The organism is Bailinhaonella thermotolerans, from assembly GCF_003594875.1.
Lineage (GTDB): Bacteria > Actinomycetota > Actinomycetes > Streptosporangiales > Streptosporangiaceae > Bailinhaonella > Bailinhaonella thermotolerans.
Map to the genome: position 1 here is coordinate 63463 of NZ_QZEY01000009.1, position 15041 is coordinate 78503.

Here is a 15041-nt window from a genome sequence, read left to right on the forward strand (position 1 = left end):
GTTTTGTGGAGTCCGGCGGACATTTCCCGTCTTCGCGCTGGAACCGGGGACGCGCACCGGGCGTTGCGATGGGTGGAGGGTGTGCCCGCGAGGGGTCCGGGATCATTGGGGGATGTCCCTGACCCCTCCGGGCGTCCTCCTGGCGGAGAATGAACGCAGGGGGGCGGCTCCGCCCCCGTGAACGGAGGGTTCGTCCAATGTCGCCGGTCGCCAAGTACGCCCTGGGGGCGGGAGCGGTCGCGCTCGTCTCCTGGTTCCTCTTCCCCAACCTGATCGCGCTCCTGATCACGGCCGGCCTCGTCGCGGCCCCCGTCGTGGCCTACTTCATGCTCGACGAGTCCCAGCGCGCCCGCCTCAAGCGCGTGCGGCGCCGCCAGCTCGGCCGCTGAACGCGGCACGGCCCGTCACCTCTCCGGTGACGGGCCGTTTGTTTCCTCGGTCGTACGGCTCGCGCCGCCGGTGCCGCCGGCGCGCCGCCGTACGGCTCACGCGGCAGCCGCGGCTCACGCGGCCGGTACGGCTCACGCGGACGTGCGGGCGGGGGCGCGGCGAGCTCCGGTCAGGCCGTGCCCTCGGCGGTGGCCGCGGCCCCGTCCTCGGCGAGCGCGCGGGCGGTGACCTTGCGCTCGATGACGAAGGACAGGAACGGGATCGTGCCGGCGATCAGCACGCCCACGATGTAGATCCAGGACCAGCGGGCCTTCAGGCCGAGGTTCAGCGCGGCCAGCAGGTAGACGGCGTACAGGAAGCCGTGGACCGGGGCCACGATCGCGATCATGCCTTCCTGGCCCAGGCCGTACTTCAGCACCATCGCGACGACGAGCAGCAGCAACATCACGCCGACGATGTAGGCGAGGATTCGGAACGGCTTCAGCGCGGATCGCAGCATCGGGAGGCACCTCGTTCGGGGTTATGACACCTCACGATATCCGGGCCGGGCACCGGTCCGTGACTCGCCTCCGCATGTCAGCGCGGTGCGGCGGCGAGCAGCGCGGGGTCAGGCCGGCGCGGGGTCAGGCCGGCGCGGGTGCCTGCGGCTGTGCCCCCTCGGCCCCCTCGGCCTCCCCCGGCTCCCCGGCCTCCCCGGCCCGCTCGCGCGCGGCGGCCTGGCGCACGGCGTCGCGGACGAAGTGGAACCACATGTAGACGGCGAACAGGCCGAAGATCCACCACTGGGCGGCGTAGGCGAGGTTGCGCCAGTTGAAGGAGGCGATCTCGGCCGGGGGCAGGACCTGGACCGGGGCGCGGGCGGCCTGGTCGGCGACGAAGCCGTCGCGGACGGGCACGCCGGGCCAGAGGTTGACCAGCTCGCCGGTGGAGACCGAGTAGACCTGGCCGGGCGGCAGGGCCCCCTTGCGCCGCACGGTGTCGGTGGGCTCGGACGGCTGGAGCCGCCCGGTGACCGTGACCCGCCCGGACGGCACCGCCACCGAGGGGTCCCGGGCGTCGGCGACCCAGCCGCGCACGATCGGCATCATCGAGCCGTCGGACAGCCGGAGCGGGGTCAGGATCCAGTAACCGTCGCCGGGGTTGCCCGGCTTGACCGAGCGGTTGGCGACGAGGAGCTGCCGGTCGGCGACGTATTCGCCGGTGGCCGTGACCCTGCGGCCGACGCCGTCCTTCAGCATGGCCTGGCCGACCTTGCTGAGCTGGGTGACCGCCACGGGCGCGGGGTCGGTGTCCACCGCGGCCTGCCCGGAGTCCTCGAAGCGCCCGAGCTGCCAGTTGCCGAGCAGGGTGAACGACACGAGCACCCCGATGACCGCCACGTGCAGGCCGAGCAGGCGGAGGGAGAACAGGGTGCGCAGCATGTCCTCCACGGTATCGGCCGGAGGGCGCGCCCGACACACGGGAGGGCGTGCTACCCCATCCCGGACTCCCTGGTTAAAGTCGGATCATGTCCAATCCTGAGAACGATCCGGCGAAGAACACCCAGCAGTTCAAGGCCTTCGCCCAGCGCGGCGACGACGAGAAGCAGCCCCAGCGCGAGGGGCGGGTCGTGTTCATCACCGCCGGCATCTTCGCGGTCGTCATCGTCATCGGGTTGATCTTCCTGTACATCTTCGTGCTGAGCTGACCGGCTCGCCCGCCGCGGCGTCCGCTCCGCCGCGCACCGCACCGCCGTACGCCCCAGGGGTCCGGCGGCATTCGGCGTTCGGGCGGCTTCCCCGGCCCCCGATCCGCCCCGGAACCTGGTAAGAAATCAAGAATTCCCGATAGTCCCCATACGTTCAACAACACCCCCTTCGAGGCCCGTCACCCCAGGTGGCGGGCTTTCTCCGTTTCCACGGTCTCTCCGCCGGCGCCGCGCAAGATCATTGTGAGCGGGTTCACAGCCCGTCTCGTCTGGTCAATCCCGACTTGAGCCACTTACATTGGATGCGATGTCCAATAAGGCGTGAGCCGCGTCCTCCCTGCCGCGCAGTCCCCCGGTCCGGAACCCCTCAGGAGAGCGCATGACCGTCACCACGGCCACCCCCGCCATCACGATCATCGGCTCCGGGTTCTCCGGGCTCGGCATGGCCATCAAGCTCAAGGAGGCCGGGTTCCACGACTTCGTCATCCTGGAGAAGGCGCCGGACCTGGGCGGCACGTGGCGGGAGAACGTCTATCCGGGCTGCGCCTGCGACGTGCCCTCGCACATGTACTCCTTCTCCTACGAGCTCAACCCCGACTGGTCCCGGATGTTCGCTCCGCAGCGGGAGATCTGGGACTACATGCGGCGCACGGCCGACAAGCACGACCTGCGCCGCCACCTGCGCTACGACGCCGAGGTCGTGGGCATCGAGTACGAGGACGAGACCCGCAAGTGGCACGTGTCCACCCGGGACGGGCGCGTGTTCGTGTCCAACGCGGTGGTGTCGGGGATCGGGGCGCTGCACGTCCCGTCGTACCCGACGATCCCGGGGATGGAGTCCTTCCGGGGGCGGGCCTTCCACTCCTCGCGGTGGGACCACTCCTTCGACCTGACCGGCAAGCGGGTCGCGGTGATCGGCACCGGCGCGTCGGCGATCCAGTTCGTGCCGCGGGTGGCCGAGCGGGCCGCGCGGCTCACGGTCTTCCAGCGCACGCCCCCGTGGATCCAGCCCAAGCCGGACTTCCGGTTCCCCCGCGCCGCCCGGGCCGCGTTCCGCCGGGTGCCGGGGCTCGCCCGGGCGTTCCGGAACGGGATCTACTGGACGCTGGAGGCGCGGGCGCTGGGCTTCACGATCGACCCCAGGCTGATGAAGGTCCAGGAGATCGTGGCGCGCCGGCACATCGAGCGGCAGATCAAGGACCCCGAGCTGCGCCGCAAGGTCACCCCCGACTACACGATCGGCTGCAAGCGCATCCTGCTGTCCAGCGACTACTATCCCGCGCTCGCCAGGGACAACGTCGAGCTGGTGACCGACGGCGTCACCGAGATCCGCGAGCACTCGATCGTGGACGGGCAGGGCCGGGAGCACGAGGTGGACGCGATCATCTACGGCACCGGCTTCAAGGTCACCGACGCGCTGAACGAGCAGCGGATCGTGGGCCGGAACGGCGTCAAGATCCAGGACGCCTGGCGCGACGGCATCGAGGCGCACTACGGGATCTCGGTCTCCGGCTTCCCCAACCTGTTCCTGCTGCTCGGCCCCAACACCGGGCTGGGCCACAACTCGGTCGTCTTCATGATCGAGTGCCAGGTCCGGTACGTCATGGAGTGCCTGCGGCTGCTGTCGAGGGAGAAGGCCCACGCCCTGGACGTACGGCAGGGCGCGCAGGACCGCTTCAACCGGCGCCTGCGGGAGCGGCTGGACCACCTCGTGTGGAACGAGGGCGGCTGCCGGAGCTGGTACCTCGACGAGAACGGCGTGAACCGCACGCTGTGGCCCGGCTTCACCTTCGAGTACTGGGCGCGCACCCGGAAGGTGAAGCCGCGGGCCTACGAGATCATCAGGTAGCTAGTGCCATTCCCAGCGCACGCCGTGGACCCCCGGTCTCGCGTCCAGCTCCATGAGGTGGACCGAGTGCCAGTTGTCCGGGCGCAGCTCGCGCACGTCCTCGACCGCCGCCCCGATGTCCGGGCGAAACGTCCGGTAGCAGCGGGGCGGCACGGCGGCCGGGTCGAAGCGCACCTGGAGGAGGTACTCCCGCGCCGGGAACCGGAAGCCGCGGTGGTACTCCACGGCGGCCGGCCCGGGGCGTTCGTACCAGAAGGAGTACTCCAGGACGTACGTCTCCCCGCTCGTGAGCGGCCGGTCGAAGAGCACCTCCAGGGCGATCAGGCCGGCGCGCTCGTCGGTGCGCACCCGCCCCGCCCTGGCGTACTCCACGCGCCAGCCGTCCGGCAGCATGCCGTGCGGGTTGTGGTGGATGGCCACGAAGCGGTCCACCCCGTCGGACAGGGCGCGCACGACCATGCGGCTGTGCGCCCCCCGCTCCTCGCGGAAGGGACCGACCGTGTAGTACTCGTGGTGGCTCAGGGTGGCGAGTTGCCCGTCGACCGGGTTCTCGATCTTCTGGAGCAGATCGCCGAGGCTGGCGTGGACCGGGCAGACCTCACGGTAGGTGAGCGCGCCGGGCACGCGTTTGAGCCAGCGCCCGCGTGGACGCCGCGGTCCGAGCAGCATCACCAGCGACTCCTCGGGCAGTCCGAGGATCTCCTCCAGGGCGCGCACGGCTCGCAGGGAGTCGTGGCGCTCCGGACGGCAGCGCCCCCGCTGCCAGTAGCTGAGGCTGGCCATGCTGACGGCGACGCCGCGTTCGAGCAGGCGTGCGTGGAGGCGTTCCAGGCTGAGGCCCCGCGCCTGGATCGCGAGTTGGAGTGCCCGGCTGAACGGACCCGCGCGCAGCGCGTCCTCCAGCTCGGGCCGCAGGGTGTCGCGTCGACTTGATGCCCCCGTGAGCTGTACCTGTTGTGGCATCGAAGTCCTCTGTGACGAGAGTGCGCCCGCCGGATTTGTCTGGATTCTTGCCTGTTCAGCAAATTGAATCCTTTGAGATAACAGCACATCCGGCGGGCCTCGTCGAGATGACTTCCTCGCTTTGCGGGATTTAACGGATTTTGTATCGTTCCGATGCCCGTATGGTCTGTCCGCATCTCAGAAGGTGAGGTTCCAGGCGTCGATGTAGCCGCTGTCGTTGACCGACACGTCGGCGGCGCGCAGCCGCCACACCCCGTTGGCGACCTCGGCCGACGCGTCCACGGTGTACGTCTCGTGCAGGATGTCGCCGTCGTCGTCCGGGTCGGGGCCCTTCATCCGGTAGGCCGTCCCGTCCGGCGCGACCAGGTCGAGCGTGACGTCGCCGATCCAGGTGTGGTGCACGTCCACGTACACCGACAGCCGGCTCGGCGCGTTCCCCGGCACCCCGGAGACGGTGATCGGCGACTCCACCTGACCCTGGTCCGGGATGGTGTGGTTCGTCGTGTTCTCGAAGTACCGGCCGTCCTCGGGGCCGTAGTTCCGCAGCAGCCCGCGCACGCCGACGCTGGTCCCGCCGCGCCGGGCGCCCCCGCCGTACGCCGAGGAGCCCTCGTAGTAGGTCCAGCCGCCGATGACCTTGTCCTGGAGCGGGACGAACGAGCCGCCCTGTTTGAGGCCGAAGTGGACGTGGTTGCTGCCGGCCGACCCGCCGCACGGGATGCGCGTGCTGGTCATCCCGAGGTACGCGCCCATGGCGACCTGCGTCCCGTTGGGCCGGATCTCCTGCGCGAGGTGGTAGTACTCCGTGGTCCAGCCGTTGTCGTGGATGATCCGGATGTGCCCGCCGTTCCCGCAGATCCAGTACGCCCGGCCGGACTGCGCCGCGAGCACCTCGTAGCTGCCGGAGCCGAAGGTCTTGTTCAGGTCGATCGAGCTCCACGGCCGGGGCTGCCCGCTCCACCCGTGCGGCCCACCGACGATCGCCCAGCTCTCGCCCACGGGGTACGGCAGGGACAGGCCGGTGGGCACCGCCGCCGCGTTCCGCGCGTGGTTCTCGAACGTGCGCTTCTCCCCCGCGCTCACGACGCTCTCCGGCGCCGTCTTCACCAGGGCCGCGAACTCCGCGCTCCCTTCGAGCCCGACGGTCCACGTCCCGCCCTGCCGCCGGGCGGTGAACAGCCACCCGTCCGGCGCGGCGTGCGCCCCGCGCGCCACCGTCAGCACCCCGGACCCGAAGGCCCAGTCCCCCGCCGCCCGCTGCACGTTCACCTGCGTCTCACGCCCGGCCGCCACCAGGGTCCGCGCGGACTGGCCGGAGGCCGCCAGCATCGCCCCCACGACCGCGTCCTCCAGCCCCCGCGCGCTCCGCCCGGCCTCCGCCGCGCCCGCCGCCCCGCTCCCGGCCTGCGCCGCCACGTCGTCCCCCGCGTACGCCGTCGCGGTCCCGGCGTACGCCGGGGGCCCCGCCGTCCCGGCGAGCAGGCATGCCCCGAGCACGGCGGCAGCCGTACGCCCTCGCAATCCCATGACGCGCTCCCTTCGCCCGACGGGCGGCGCCCGCCCGTCGCCCCGCAGCGTCCCCGCGCCCGCCACCAGCGACAAGAGCCCTGTTGACACCTGAGCCAATAAAGTGAAGGCGCGACGCCCTCCACTCCCCGCAGGCTCGGCCGCCCCCCGCCTGATCACGCCCTCCGCACCGCGCTCGCCTCCTCCCGGCCCCCTCCGTCACCTCCGCTCTGATGTTTCAAGGACTTGAAAGCCCCAATTCCCTGAAGACGAGGATCGGCGGCAGGCCGCTTCCACGTCTCGCCACGTGAAAGCGGCTCAGGGCGGCGCGGGCGGCTTCCGGGTCCGCCTCGGGCGTTCCGAGGGCGGCGTGGGTGAGGCTCACCCCGTGTCTCGGGGTGAGCCTCGCGGGGGCGGGGTCAGCGGGCGGGGATGACGACCAGGGCGCTGCCGCCGCCTCTGCGGGTGGGTTCGGCGACCGCCTGGACCCGGGTCCTGGTGAGGAATTCGAGGGCGGTGGCGGCGCCGATCTGACCGGCGGGCGGGCCGGGGAACGGGTCGATGACGTGGCCGCGAGCGCGCAGGGCCGCGCCGTACTCGCTGATGAACCCGGCCTCGGCCAGGGTCGCCGCGGTGTTGCGCTGGGTGGCGCGGGGGGCCGCCACGGCCTCCGGGAGGTCCATGCCGAAGTCCACGCGGTTCAGCAAGATCTGCAGGACGGTGGTGATGATCGTGGAGCCGCCGGGGCTGCCCAGGGCGAGGAGGGGGCGGCCGTCCTTGAGCACGATCGTGGGGGCCATCGAGCTGCGGGGGCGCTTGCCGGGGGCGGGGAGGTTGGGGTCCACGACGCCGGGCGGGGCCGCGAAGGAGAAGTCGGTCAGCTCGTTGTTGAGCAGGAAGCCCCGGCCGGGGACGACCATGCCGTTCCCGCCGAACTGCTCGATCGTGATGTTGTAGGCGACGACGTTGCCCCACTTGTCCGACACCACGAGGTGGGTGGTCTGCGGGCCCTCGTACGGGTCGGCGGTCCCGGCGCCGCTCACCGCCGCGCAGGGCTCGTAGGAGCCGTCGGGCGAGCCCGGGGCGGCCGGGTGCGCCATCGCGGTGTCCCCGATGAGGCAGGAGCGCTCGCGGGCGAAGCCGTCGGACAGGAGCTCGCGCAGCGGCACGTCCACGAACGCGGGGTCCCCGACGTACCGGTTGCGGTCGGCGAACGCCAGGCGGGACGCCTCCAGGTACCGGTGCAGGGCCGTCACGCGGTCGCCGGACAGGCGGAACCGTTCGAGGATGTTGAGGGCCTCGCCCACCGTCGAGCCGCCGGAGGACGGCGGGGCCATGCCGTACACCTCAAGGCCCCGGTAGTCCGACCGGGTCGGCTGCCGGTAGGGGGCGCGGTAGGCGGCCAGGTCGCCGGGCTCCATCAGGCCCGGGCGGACCTTGAGGGTGGAGCCGGGAACCAGCGGCGGGTGCTTGACGGTCTTGACGATCTCGCTCGCGACCGGGCCCTCGTAGAACCAGTCGGGACCGCGCCGGCCCAGCTCGCGGTAAGTGCGCGCGAGGTCGGGGTTCCGCATCCGGGAACCGACCTCGGGCAGCCGCCCGCCGGGCAGGAACAGGTCGCGGGTGGAGGTGAACTGGCGGAACCTCGCCTCGTTCACCGCCGTCTGCGCGCGGAACTCCTCGTCCACGACGAACCCGCGCTCGGCCACCCGGATCGCCGGGCGCAGCGTCTCGGCCAGGCTCATCGAGCCCCAGCGGTCGAGGACCTGCTCCCACTTGCGCACCGTGCCCGGGACGCCCACGGACAGGCCGCTGGTGATGGCCTCGGCGATCGGGATCGGCTGCCCGTTCTCCTGGAACGACGTCGGGGTCATCGCCTTCGGCGCGGTCTCCCGCCCGTCGATCGAGTGCACCCGCCGCGTCTTCGCGTCGTAGTAGAGGAAGAACCCGCCGCCGCCCAGCGCCGCGACGTAGGGCTCGGTCACCCCGAGGGTCGCCGAGGCCGCGACCGCCGCGTCCACGGCGTTCCCGCCCCGCGCCAGGATCTCGATCGCCGTGCGGCTGGCGTCCAGGTCCACGGTCGACACCGCCCCGCCGTACCCGGTCGCCGTGGGGCGCTTGCCGTACGGCGGCGCGTGCGGGGCGCCGTGACCGGCGGCGGAGGGGGCGTCGGCCTGTGCGGGGATCGCGACCGGCGCGCTCAGCGCGGTCAGGGCGAACACCGTGGCGGCGAGCCGGCGAGGTCTCATGGGCGTCCCTCCGGAAGGCGCGCGAGAATCCCGGGGGGCCAGGCTAACCCCGGCCCCGGAGTACGGCGGGGCACACCGGGAAAATGACCGGTTCCGGTCAATCCCGGTATGGCTACGCCACCGGGAGTAGCGATGACTGCACCCGGCGGGCGATGCCGTACAGGCGGGATATGACCTAGCGTGAAGGGTGCAAACGCGGCGACCGGTGAACACCGGCGGCGCTCGGCGCGGCTTGGAGGCATGGGAGACATGGAGGCGGGGAGCCGGCTGGGGCTCCTGCGGCGGCTGGACGGGCCCAAGGATGTGCTGATCCCCGTCCTGATCGGCGTGCTCCAGGTCATGGGGACGCGGGTCGTCCAGACGCCGCAGCTCAGCGACGGCGTGCTCGACCGCGTGCCCCTGGACTGGCTCGGCTACGCGCTCCTGGTCGCGGGGCCCGTCGCGCTGGTGCTGCGCCGGGTCCACCCGACGGCCGTGCTGCTGACGGTCGTCGGGATCACGTCGGTCTACGCCGTCCTCGGGTACGCCTACGGGCCGTGTTTCATCGCCCTCATGGGCGCGTTCTACGCCGCGATCGTCGCCGGGCGGCGGCAGGTCGCCTGGCTCACGGCCGGGTTCTGGTACGTCGGGCTCGTGCTCTACCTGCATCTCACCCGGTCCACGCCGGGGTTGTTCCACGACATCGCCGTCGCGTCGTTCCTGCTGCTCGTGCTGGTGCTGTCGGAGGTCAGCCGGATCAAGCACGAGCGGGTGGCCGAGCAGGCGCGGCGCTCCAGCGAGGAGGCGCTGCGGCGGGCCAGCGAGGAGCGGCTGCGCATCGCCCGCGAGCTGCACGACGTGCTGGCGCACAACATCTCACTGATCAACGTGCAGGCCGGGGTGGCGCTGCACCTGATGGACGAGAAGCCCGAGCAGGCGCGCACGGCGCTCGCCGCGATCAAGCAGGCCAGCAAGGACGTGCTCGGCGAGATGCGGTCGGTGCTGGGCGTCATGCGCCAGGGCGGCGAGCAGGCCCCGCGCACCCCCGTCGCCGGCCTGGACGGCCTGGAGGAGCTGTTCGCCCGGTTCCGCGCCGCCGGGCTGCGCGTGCGGCCCGAGACCCGCGGCACGCCCCGGCCGCTGCCCGCCGGGGTGGACCTGGCCGCCTACCGCATTGTCCAGGAGGCGCTCACCAACGTGACCCGGCACGCCGGCCCGCAGGCCACGGCCACCGTCCTCATCGAGTACGGCCCGCGCGAGCTGACCCTGCGCGTCGAGGACGACGGGCCGCCCGCGGCGGTGCCGTCGCGGACGCCAGGCGGCAACGGCATCCCCGGCATGCGCGAGCGCGCCGTCGCGCTCGGCGGCACCCTCGACGCCCGGCCCCTGCCGAGCCACGGCTTCCAGGTCGTGGCCCACCTGCCCATCCCTGCGTTCGCGGAGACACGTTGATCAAGGTACTGCTGGCCGACGACCAGGCCCTCGTGCGCGCCGGGTTCCGCGCGCTGCTGGACTCCCAGGACGGGATGACGGTGGTGGCCGAGGCCGGCGACGGGGCCGAGGCGGCGGCGCTGGCGCGGGAGCACCGCCCGGACGTGGTGCTCATGGACATCCGCATGCCCGGGGTGGACGGGCTGACCGCCACCCGCGAGATCACCTCCGACCCGGCGCTGACGGCGATCCGGATCGTCATCCTCACGACGTTCGAGCTGGACGAGTACGTCTTCGAGGCGCTGCGGAACGGCGCGAGCGGCTTCCTGGTCAAGGACACCGAGCCGGCCGAGCTGATCCAGGCGGTGCGCGTGGTCGCGCGCGGCGACGCCCTCCTGTCCCCCAGCATCACCCGGCGGCTGATCGAGGAGTACGCCAGCCGCGCCAAGGAGCCCCTGCCCACCCGGAACCTGGACTCCCTGACCGACCGCGAGCGCGAGGTGCTGGCGCTGGTCGGCGCCGGCCTGTCCAACGAGGAGATCGCCGAGAAGCTCTTCATGAGCCCGGCCACCGCCAAGACCCACGTCAGCCGCGCCATGATGAAACTCCAGGCCCGCGACCGCGCCCAGCTCGTCGTGACCGCCTATGAGTCCGGCCTCGTCCGCCCCGGCTGGCTCTGACCTCGCGCACCCACCCCGCCCCCGGGCTCGTCCCGTCGTCGTGATCATGCGGTCTTGCGCACAGGGCGTGCTCCGAAACTCCGTGATCGGCGCGAGTTTTGGCGCGGGGCGGTAATCGAGGTGTCACTTCGGGCGTCCGGACGGACACGTTACGTTGCGGGTGGAGGCGACGGAATCGAGGCTGTCATGCACACGCGCACGCCGAGCCGGGTCACCGCGCCTTGAGCGCGGGAGTCCTGTTCGCGAGCGGGTTCGCGGCGGGGGTGGTGGCGGGCAGCGCCTCGTGCACCGCGGTGCAGGGCGGGCTGCTCGTGGGGATGAGCGCGCACTGCCGGGACCAGGCCCCGCGCCGGGACCTGGCCGCGGTCGGCGGGTTCGTCGGCGGCCGCCTCGCCTCGCACGCTCTCGTGGGGGCCCTGCTCGGCTGGCTGGGCGCCGCCGTCACGCTGAACGCGCCGACCCGGGCGGCGCTGCTGGTCGCGGCCGGGCTCGCCGTGATGGCCTTCGCCGCGAGGCTGCTGGTCACCGGGCACGTGACCGGCCCGGTGGGCACGGCCTCGGCCCCCGACCTCGGGCGGGCGGTGGTCCTCGGGGCGGCGACCGTGCTGATCCCCTGCGGCGTGACGCTGACCGTCGAGCTGGTCGCGGTGTCGAGCGGGTCCCCCCTCGGCGGCGCGGCCGTGATGGCCGGGTTCGTGCTCGGGACCGCGCCGGCGTTCGCCGCGCTCGGGCTCGTGCTGCGGCGGGTCACGCGGGGGCGGGCGGCGGCGGTGGCCGGGGTGATCGCGCTGCTGGCGGGCGCGTGGACGGTGGTGTCCGGGCTGCGCCTCGGGGACTGGCTGCCGGAGTTCGGGTCGCGCGCGGCGGCGGTGACCGCGGCGACGGCCGTACGCCCCGACGGGACGCAGACGATCACGGTGTGGGCCACCGGGCGGGGGTACCGGCCGGGGTTCGTGAGCGCGCGGGCGGGGATGCCGACGGAGCTGGTGCTGCGGACCCACGAGACGAGCGGCTGCGCGCGGCGGCTGACCGTGGCCGGGCGCGAGGTGACGCTGCCCGCGACCGGGGAGGTCCGGGTGAGCCTGGGGGTCCCGGCGCCGGGACGGCTGCGCTACGTCTGCGCGATGGGGATGTACACCGGGTTCATCGACTTTCGAGGCGCTTCCTGAGGGCCGCGAGGCCGGGCGCGAAGATGATGTCCCGGAAGGTCACGACCATCTTCTCCGCGACGTCCGCGTCGCAGTCGAACCGCGCCGACCACTCCACGAACGCGCGGTCGCCCTCCGTCACCGGCAGCACGCGCACCCGGGCGCGGTAGTCCCGGATCGGCATGCGGGTGCTCTCGGAGGTGTAGGCGTAGGTGCGCTCGCGGTCGTCCAGCGCGGTCAGCCGGTCCCGGTGCCCGGGGCCGAGGACCGTCGTGAACACGCGGACGCAGCCCACCGCGTCGGCCGGGCCGCCGCCCTCGATCTCGCTGGGCGCCATCGCCGGATGCCACCGGCTCATCCCGCCGAAATCCCGCAGCAGGCCCCAGACCTCGTCCGCCGGGGCGTCCACGACCGTGCTCGCGACCACTTCGGGCATGGCCCCACCTCCTCGCCCCCACCGTAACCGCCCGGCCAAGCGCTCGGCCAGACAGATCGTCCCGGGGCGCGGCGGGAGCCCGCCCGGACGGCGGATCCGGTACGGCTCACGCGGGCGCGAGCCGTACCGGGCGCGAGCCGTACCGGGCGCGAGGCGACGGGTCAGGCGGCGATGGCCTGGGCTGCGGGCAGGTGCGGCAGGCCGTGGGCGACCGCGACAGGCTCGCTGTAGAGCTTGCCCGCGTGGGTGCTCAGGCCGAGGGCCAGGGCCTCGTCGCGGCGCAGCGCCTCCTGCCAGCCCAGGCCGGCGAGCTTGACGGCGTACGGGAGGGTGGCGTTGGTGAGGGCGTAGGTGCTGGTGTTGGGCACCGAGCCGGGCATGTTGGCGACGCAGTAGAAGACGGCGTCGTGCACCTGGTACGTCGGCTCGGCGTGGGTGGTCGGGCGGGAGTCCTCGAAGCAGCCGCCCTGGTCGATCGCGATGTCCACGAGCACCGCGCCCGGCTTCATGCGGGAGACCAGCTCGTTGGAGATGAGCGTCGGGGCCTTGGCGCCGGGGATGAGCACCGCGCCGATCACCAGGTCGGCGTCGAGCACGGCCTTCTCGATCGAGTAGGCGTTCGAGACCAGCGTCTTCATCCGGCCCTGGTAGATCGCGTCGATCTGGCGCAGGCGGTCCACGTTGATGTCCATGATCGTGACCTCGGCGCCCATGCCCACCGCGATCTGCGCGGCGTTCAGGCCGGACACGCCCGCGCCGATCACGACGACCTTGGCCGGGGCCACGCCGGGGACGCCGCCGGGGAGCACACCGCGCCCGCCGTTGAACCGCATCAGGTTGTACGCGCCCACCTGCGGGGCGAGGCGGCCGGCGACCTCGGACATGGGGGCGAGCAGCGGCAGGGTGTTCCCGACCTGCACCGTCTCGTACGCGATCGAGGTGACCTCGCGCTCCAGGAGGGCGTCGGTGCACTCGCGGGAGGCGGCGAGGTGGAGGTAGGTGAAGAGGAGCTGACCGGGCCGCATCCGGTGGTACTCCTCCGCGATGGGCTCCTTGACCTTGAGGATCATGTCGCTCTCGGCCCACACGGCGTCCGCGGTGTCGAGGATCTTGGCGCCGGCGAAGAGGTAGTCCTCGTCGGAGATGTGCGAGCCGAGGCCCGCTCCGCGCTGGACGAGCACGTCGTGACCGTGGCGAACCAGCTCGTGCACGCCGGCGGGGGTGGCGGCGACACGGTACTCGTGGTTCTTGACCTCGGCGGGCACGCCGATCTTCATAGCCGTTCCTTAGGGGGTGAAGGGGGCTTCGGTGCCCCGGGTAGGGGGTTACAGAAGGTTCGCGGCCTCGGTGAGCACGGCGCGGAGGATCGACTCCATCTCGTCGAACTCCTTGGGACCGCAGATCAGCGGAGGGGCGAGCTGCACCACGGGGTCCCCGCGGTCGTCCGCCCGGCAGTACAGGCCGGCGTCGTAGAGCGCCTTGGACAGGAATCCGCGCAGCAGGCGCTCGGACTCGGCCTCGTCGAAGGTCTCCTTGGTGGTCTTGTCCTTGACCAGCTCGATCCCGTAGAAGTACCCGGACCCGCGCACGTCGCCGACGATGGGCAGGTCGAGCAGGCGCTCCAGGGTGGCGCGGAAGACCGGCTCGTTCCGCTGGACGTGGCCGAGCAGGTCCTCGCGCTCGAAGATGTCCAGGTTGGCCAGGGCGACGGCGGCGGAGACCGGGTGGCCGCCGAAGGTGTAGCCGTGGGCGAACATCTCCGTGCCCGACCTGAACGGCTCGAACAGCCGGTCGTGCACGATCATCGCCCCGATGGGCGAGTATCCGCTGGTCAGGCCCTTGGCACAGGTGATGATGTCCGGCACGTAGTCGAACTTCTGCCCGCCGAACCAGGTGCCGAGGCGGCCGAAGGCGCAGATGACCTCGTCGGACACCAGCAGCACGTCGTAACGGTCGCAGATCTCGCGGAGCCGCTGGAAGTAGCCCGGCGGGGGCGGGAAGCAGCCGCCGGCGTTCTGGACGGGCTCGACGAAGACGGCGGCCACGGTCTCCGGGCCCTCCATCTCGATCGCCGCGGCCACCTGGTCGGCGGCCCAGCGCCCGAACGCCTCCTCGTCGTGGCCGTACTCCGGCGCGCGGTAGAAGTTCGTGTTCGGGACCTTGATCGCGCCGGGCACGAGGGGCTCGAAGACGGCCTTGAGCGCGGGGATGCCGGTGATCGACAGCGCGCCCTGCGGGGTGCCGTGGTAGGCGATGGCGCGGCTGATCACCTTGGTCTTGAGGGGCTTGCCGACGGCCTTGAAGTACTGCTTGGCCAGCTTCCACGCCGACTCGACCGCCTCGCCGCCGCCGGTGGTGAAGAAGACGCGGTTGAGGTCGCCGGGGGTCATCTCCGCGAGCCGGTGGGCCAGCTCGGCGGCCTTGGGGTGGGCGTAGGACCACAGCGGGAAGAACGCCAGCTCCTGCGCCTGCTTGTACGCCGCCTCGGCCAGTTCGGCGCGCCCGTGGCCCACCTGCACCACGAACAGGCCCGCGAGCCCGTCGAGGTACCGCTTGCCGTGGACGTCGTAGACGTACGCGCCCTCGCCTCGGGCGATCATCGGCACCTCGCCCCCGGCGTACGAGCTGTGCCGGGTGAAGTGCATCCAGAGGTTGTCCTGCGCGGCCCGGAGCACGGCGGGCGTGCCCGGGGGTTCGGGGGTGACGTCAGGCAGCGTCATTCA

The 15041-nt window shown here is 72.3% G+C and carries 14 protein-coding genes; 6 read left to right on the plus strand and 8 right to left on the minus strand.

Annotated elements, in window-relative coordinates; translation table 11 throughout:
- Positions 1-197 precede the first annotated feature (197 nt).
- On the plus strand, positions 198-389 hold the full coding sequence (locus D5H75_RS22600; RefSeq protein WP_119928515.1) for a hypothetical protein: 192 nt from the start codon (positions 198-200) through the stop codon (positions 387-389).
- A gap of 170 nt (positions 390-559) precedes the next feature.
- On the opposite strand, the gene D5H75_RS22605 is transcribed toward D5H75_RS22600, so the two are convergent.
- Positions 560-889, minus strand: a complete 330-nt coding sequence (locus D5H75_RS22605) for a DUF3817 domain-containing protein (RefSeq protein WP_242454439.1) — start codon at positions 887-889, stop codon at positions 560-562.
- A 124-nt stretch (positions 890-1013) separates the two neighbouring features.
- Entirely contained in the window at positions 1014-1811 is a 798-nt protein-coding gene (locus tag D5H75_RS22610; RefSeq protein WP_119928516.1) for an SURF1 family protein, read from the minus strand.
- A gap of 86 nt (positions 1812-1897) precedes the next feature.
- Here D5H75_RS22610 and D5H75_RS22615 point away from each other — a divergent pair, with 86 nt between their 5' ends.
- Entirely contained in the window at positions 1898-2077 is a 180-nt protein-coding gene (locus D5H75_RS22615; RefSeq protein ID WP_119928517.1) for a hypothetical protein, read from the plus strand.
- Positions 2078-2456: 379 nt separating this feature from the next.
- On the plus strand, positions 2457-3926 hold the full coding sequence (locus D5H75_RS22620; RefSeq protein ID WP_119928518.1) for a flavin-containing monooxygenase: 1470 nt from the start codon (positions 2457-2459) through the stop codon (positions 3924-3926).
- Here D5H75_RS22620 and D5H75_RS22625 read toward each other — a convergent pair whose 3' ends face one another.
- The 3 genes from D5H75_RS22625 to ggt form a co-directional block, all read right to left on the minus strand.
- Positions 3927-4889 (minus strand): hypothetical protein, encoded by a 963-nt coding sequence (locus D5H75_RS22625; RefSeq protein WP_147425249.1) that lies wholly within the window; start codon positions 4887-4889, stop codon positions 3927-3929.
- Positions 4890-5066: 177 nt separating this feature from the next.
- Positions 5067-6416 carry a proprotein convertase P-domain-containing protein gene (locus tag D5H75_RS41830; RefSeq protein WP_202638401.1) on the minus strand — a complete coding sequence of 450 codons (1350 nt, stop codon included), beginning with the start codon at positions 6414-6416 and terminating at the stop codon, positions 5067-5069.
- A gap of 398 nt (positions 6417-6814) precedes the next feature.
- Positions 6815-8644 carry a gamma-glutamyltransferase gene (gene ggt, locus D5H75_RS22640; RefSeq protein WP_119928521.1) on the minus strand — a complete coding sequence of 610 codons (1830 nt, stop codon included), beginning with the start codon at positions 8642-8644 and terminating at the stop codon, positions 6815-6817.
- Between the two features lie 240 nt (positions 8645-8884).
- Here ggt and D5H75_RS22645 point away from each other — a divergent pair, with 240 nt between their 5' ends.
- From D5H75_RS22645 to D5H75_RS22655, 3 genes are all read left to right on the plus strand, one after another.
- Positions 8885-10075, plus strand: a complete 1191-nt coding sequence (locus tag D5H75_RS22645) for a sensor histidine kinase (protein ID WP_119928522.1) — start codon at positions 8885-8887, stop codon at positions 10073-10075.
- Positions 10072-10734, plus strand: coding sequence for a response regulator transcription factor (locus D5H75_RS22650; RefSeq protein ID WP_119928523.1), 663 nt, complete (start codon positions 10072-10074; stop codon positions 10732-10734). The genes D5H75_RS22645 and D5H75_RS22650 overlap by 4 nt, the downstream gene beginning before the upstream one ends.
- A gap of 221 nt (positions 10735-10955) precedes the next feature.
- On the plus strand, positions 10956-11903 hold the full coding sequence (locus tag D5H75_RS22655; RefSeq protein ID WP_242454440.1) for a sulfite exporter TauE/SafE family protein: 948 nt from the start codon (positions 10956-10958) through the stop codon (positions 11901-11903).
- Here the strand turns inward: D5H75_RS22655 and D5H75_RS22660 are convergent.
- The 3 genes from D5H75_RS22660 to D5H75_RS22670 all read right to left on the minus strand — a co-directional run bounded on the left by D5H75_RS22660 (position 11878) and on the right by D5H75_RS22670 (position 15038).
- Complete coding sequence (locus D5H75_RS22660) at positions 11878-12318, minus strand: SRPBCC family protein (protein ID WP_119928525.1); 441 nt, start codon at positions 12316-12318, stop codon at positions 11878-11880. The two genes, D5H75_RS22655 and D5H75_RS22660, sit on opposite strands and share 26 nt — an antisense overlap.
- A 161-nt stretch (positions 12319-12479) precedes the next feature.
- A complete protein-coding gene (gene ald / locus D5H75_RS22665; protein ID WP_119928526.1) occupies positions 12480-13595 on the minus strand; it encodes an alanine dehydrogenase in 1116 nt (371 codons plus the stop codon).
- A gap of 48 nt (positions 13596-13643) precedes the next feature.
- Positions 13644-15038, minus strand: coding sequence for an aspartate aminotransferase family protein (locus tag D5H75_RS22670; protein WP_119928527.1), 1395 nt, complete (start codon positions 15036-15038; stop codon positions 13644-13646).
- Between the last annotated feature and the right edge of the window lie 3 nt (positions 15039-15041).

What these genes read in the sequence shown, in the direction of transcription:
- D5H75_RS22600 (WP_119928515.1), top strand. Translation starts at nt 198, where the DNA reads ATGTCGCCGGTCGCCAAGTACGCCCTGGGGGCGGGAGCGGTCGCGCTC.
- D5H75_RS22605 (WP_242454439.1), bottom strand. Translation starts at nt 889, where the DNA reads ATGCTGCGATCCGCGCTGAAGCCGTTCCGAATCCTCGCCTACATCGTC.
- D5H75_RS22610 (WP_119928516.1), bottom strand. Translation starts at nt 1,811, where the DNA reads ATGCTGCGCACCCTGTTCTCCCTCCGCCTGCTCGGCCTGCACGTGGCG.
- D5H75_RS22615 (WP_119928517.1), top strand. Translation starts at nt 1,898, where the DNA reads ATGTCCAATCCTGAGAACGATCCGGCGAAGAACACCCAGCAGTTCAAG.
- D5H75_RS22620 (WP_119928518.1), top strand. Translation starts at nt 2,457, where the DNA reads ATGACCGTCACCACGGCCACCCCCGCCATCACGATCATCGGCTCCGGG.
- D5H75_RS22625 (WP_147425249.1), bottom strand. Translation starts at nt 4,889, where the DNA reads ATGCCACAACAGGTACAGCTCACGGGGGCATCAAGTCGACGCGACACC.
- D5H75_RS41830 (WP_202638401.1), bottom strand. Translation starts at nt 6,416, where the DNA reads ATGGGATTGCGAGGGCGTACGGCTGCCGCCGTGCTCGGGGCATGCCTG.
- ggt (WP_119928521.1), bottom strand. Translation starts at nt 8,644, where the DNA reads ATGAGACCTCGCCGGCTCGCCGCCACGGTGTTCGCCCTGACCGCGCTG.
- D5H75_RS22645 (WP_119928522.1), top strand. Translation starts at nt 8,885, where the DNA reads ATGGGAGACATGGAGGCGGGGAGCCGGCTGGGGCTCCTGCGGCGGCTG.
- D5H75_RS22660 (WP_119928525.1), bottom strand. Translation starts at nt 12,318, where the DNA reads ATGCCCGAAGTGGTCGCGAGCACGGTCGTGGACGCCCCGGCGGACGAG.
- ald (WP_119928526.1), bottom strand. Translation starts at nt 13,595, where the DNA reads ATGAAGATCGGCGTGCCCGCCGAGGTCAAGAACCACGAGTACCGTGTC.
- D5H75_RS22670 (WP_119928527.1), bottom strand. Translation starts at nt 15,038, where the DNA reads ATGACGCTGCCTGACGTCACCCCCGAACCCCCGGGCACGCCCGCCGTG.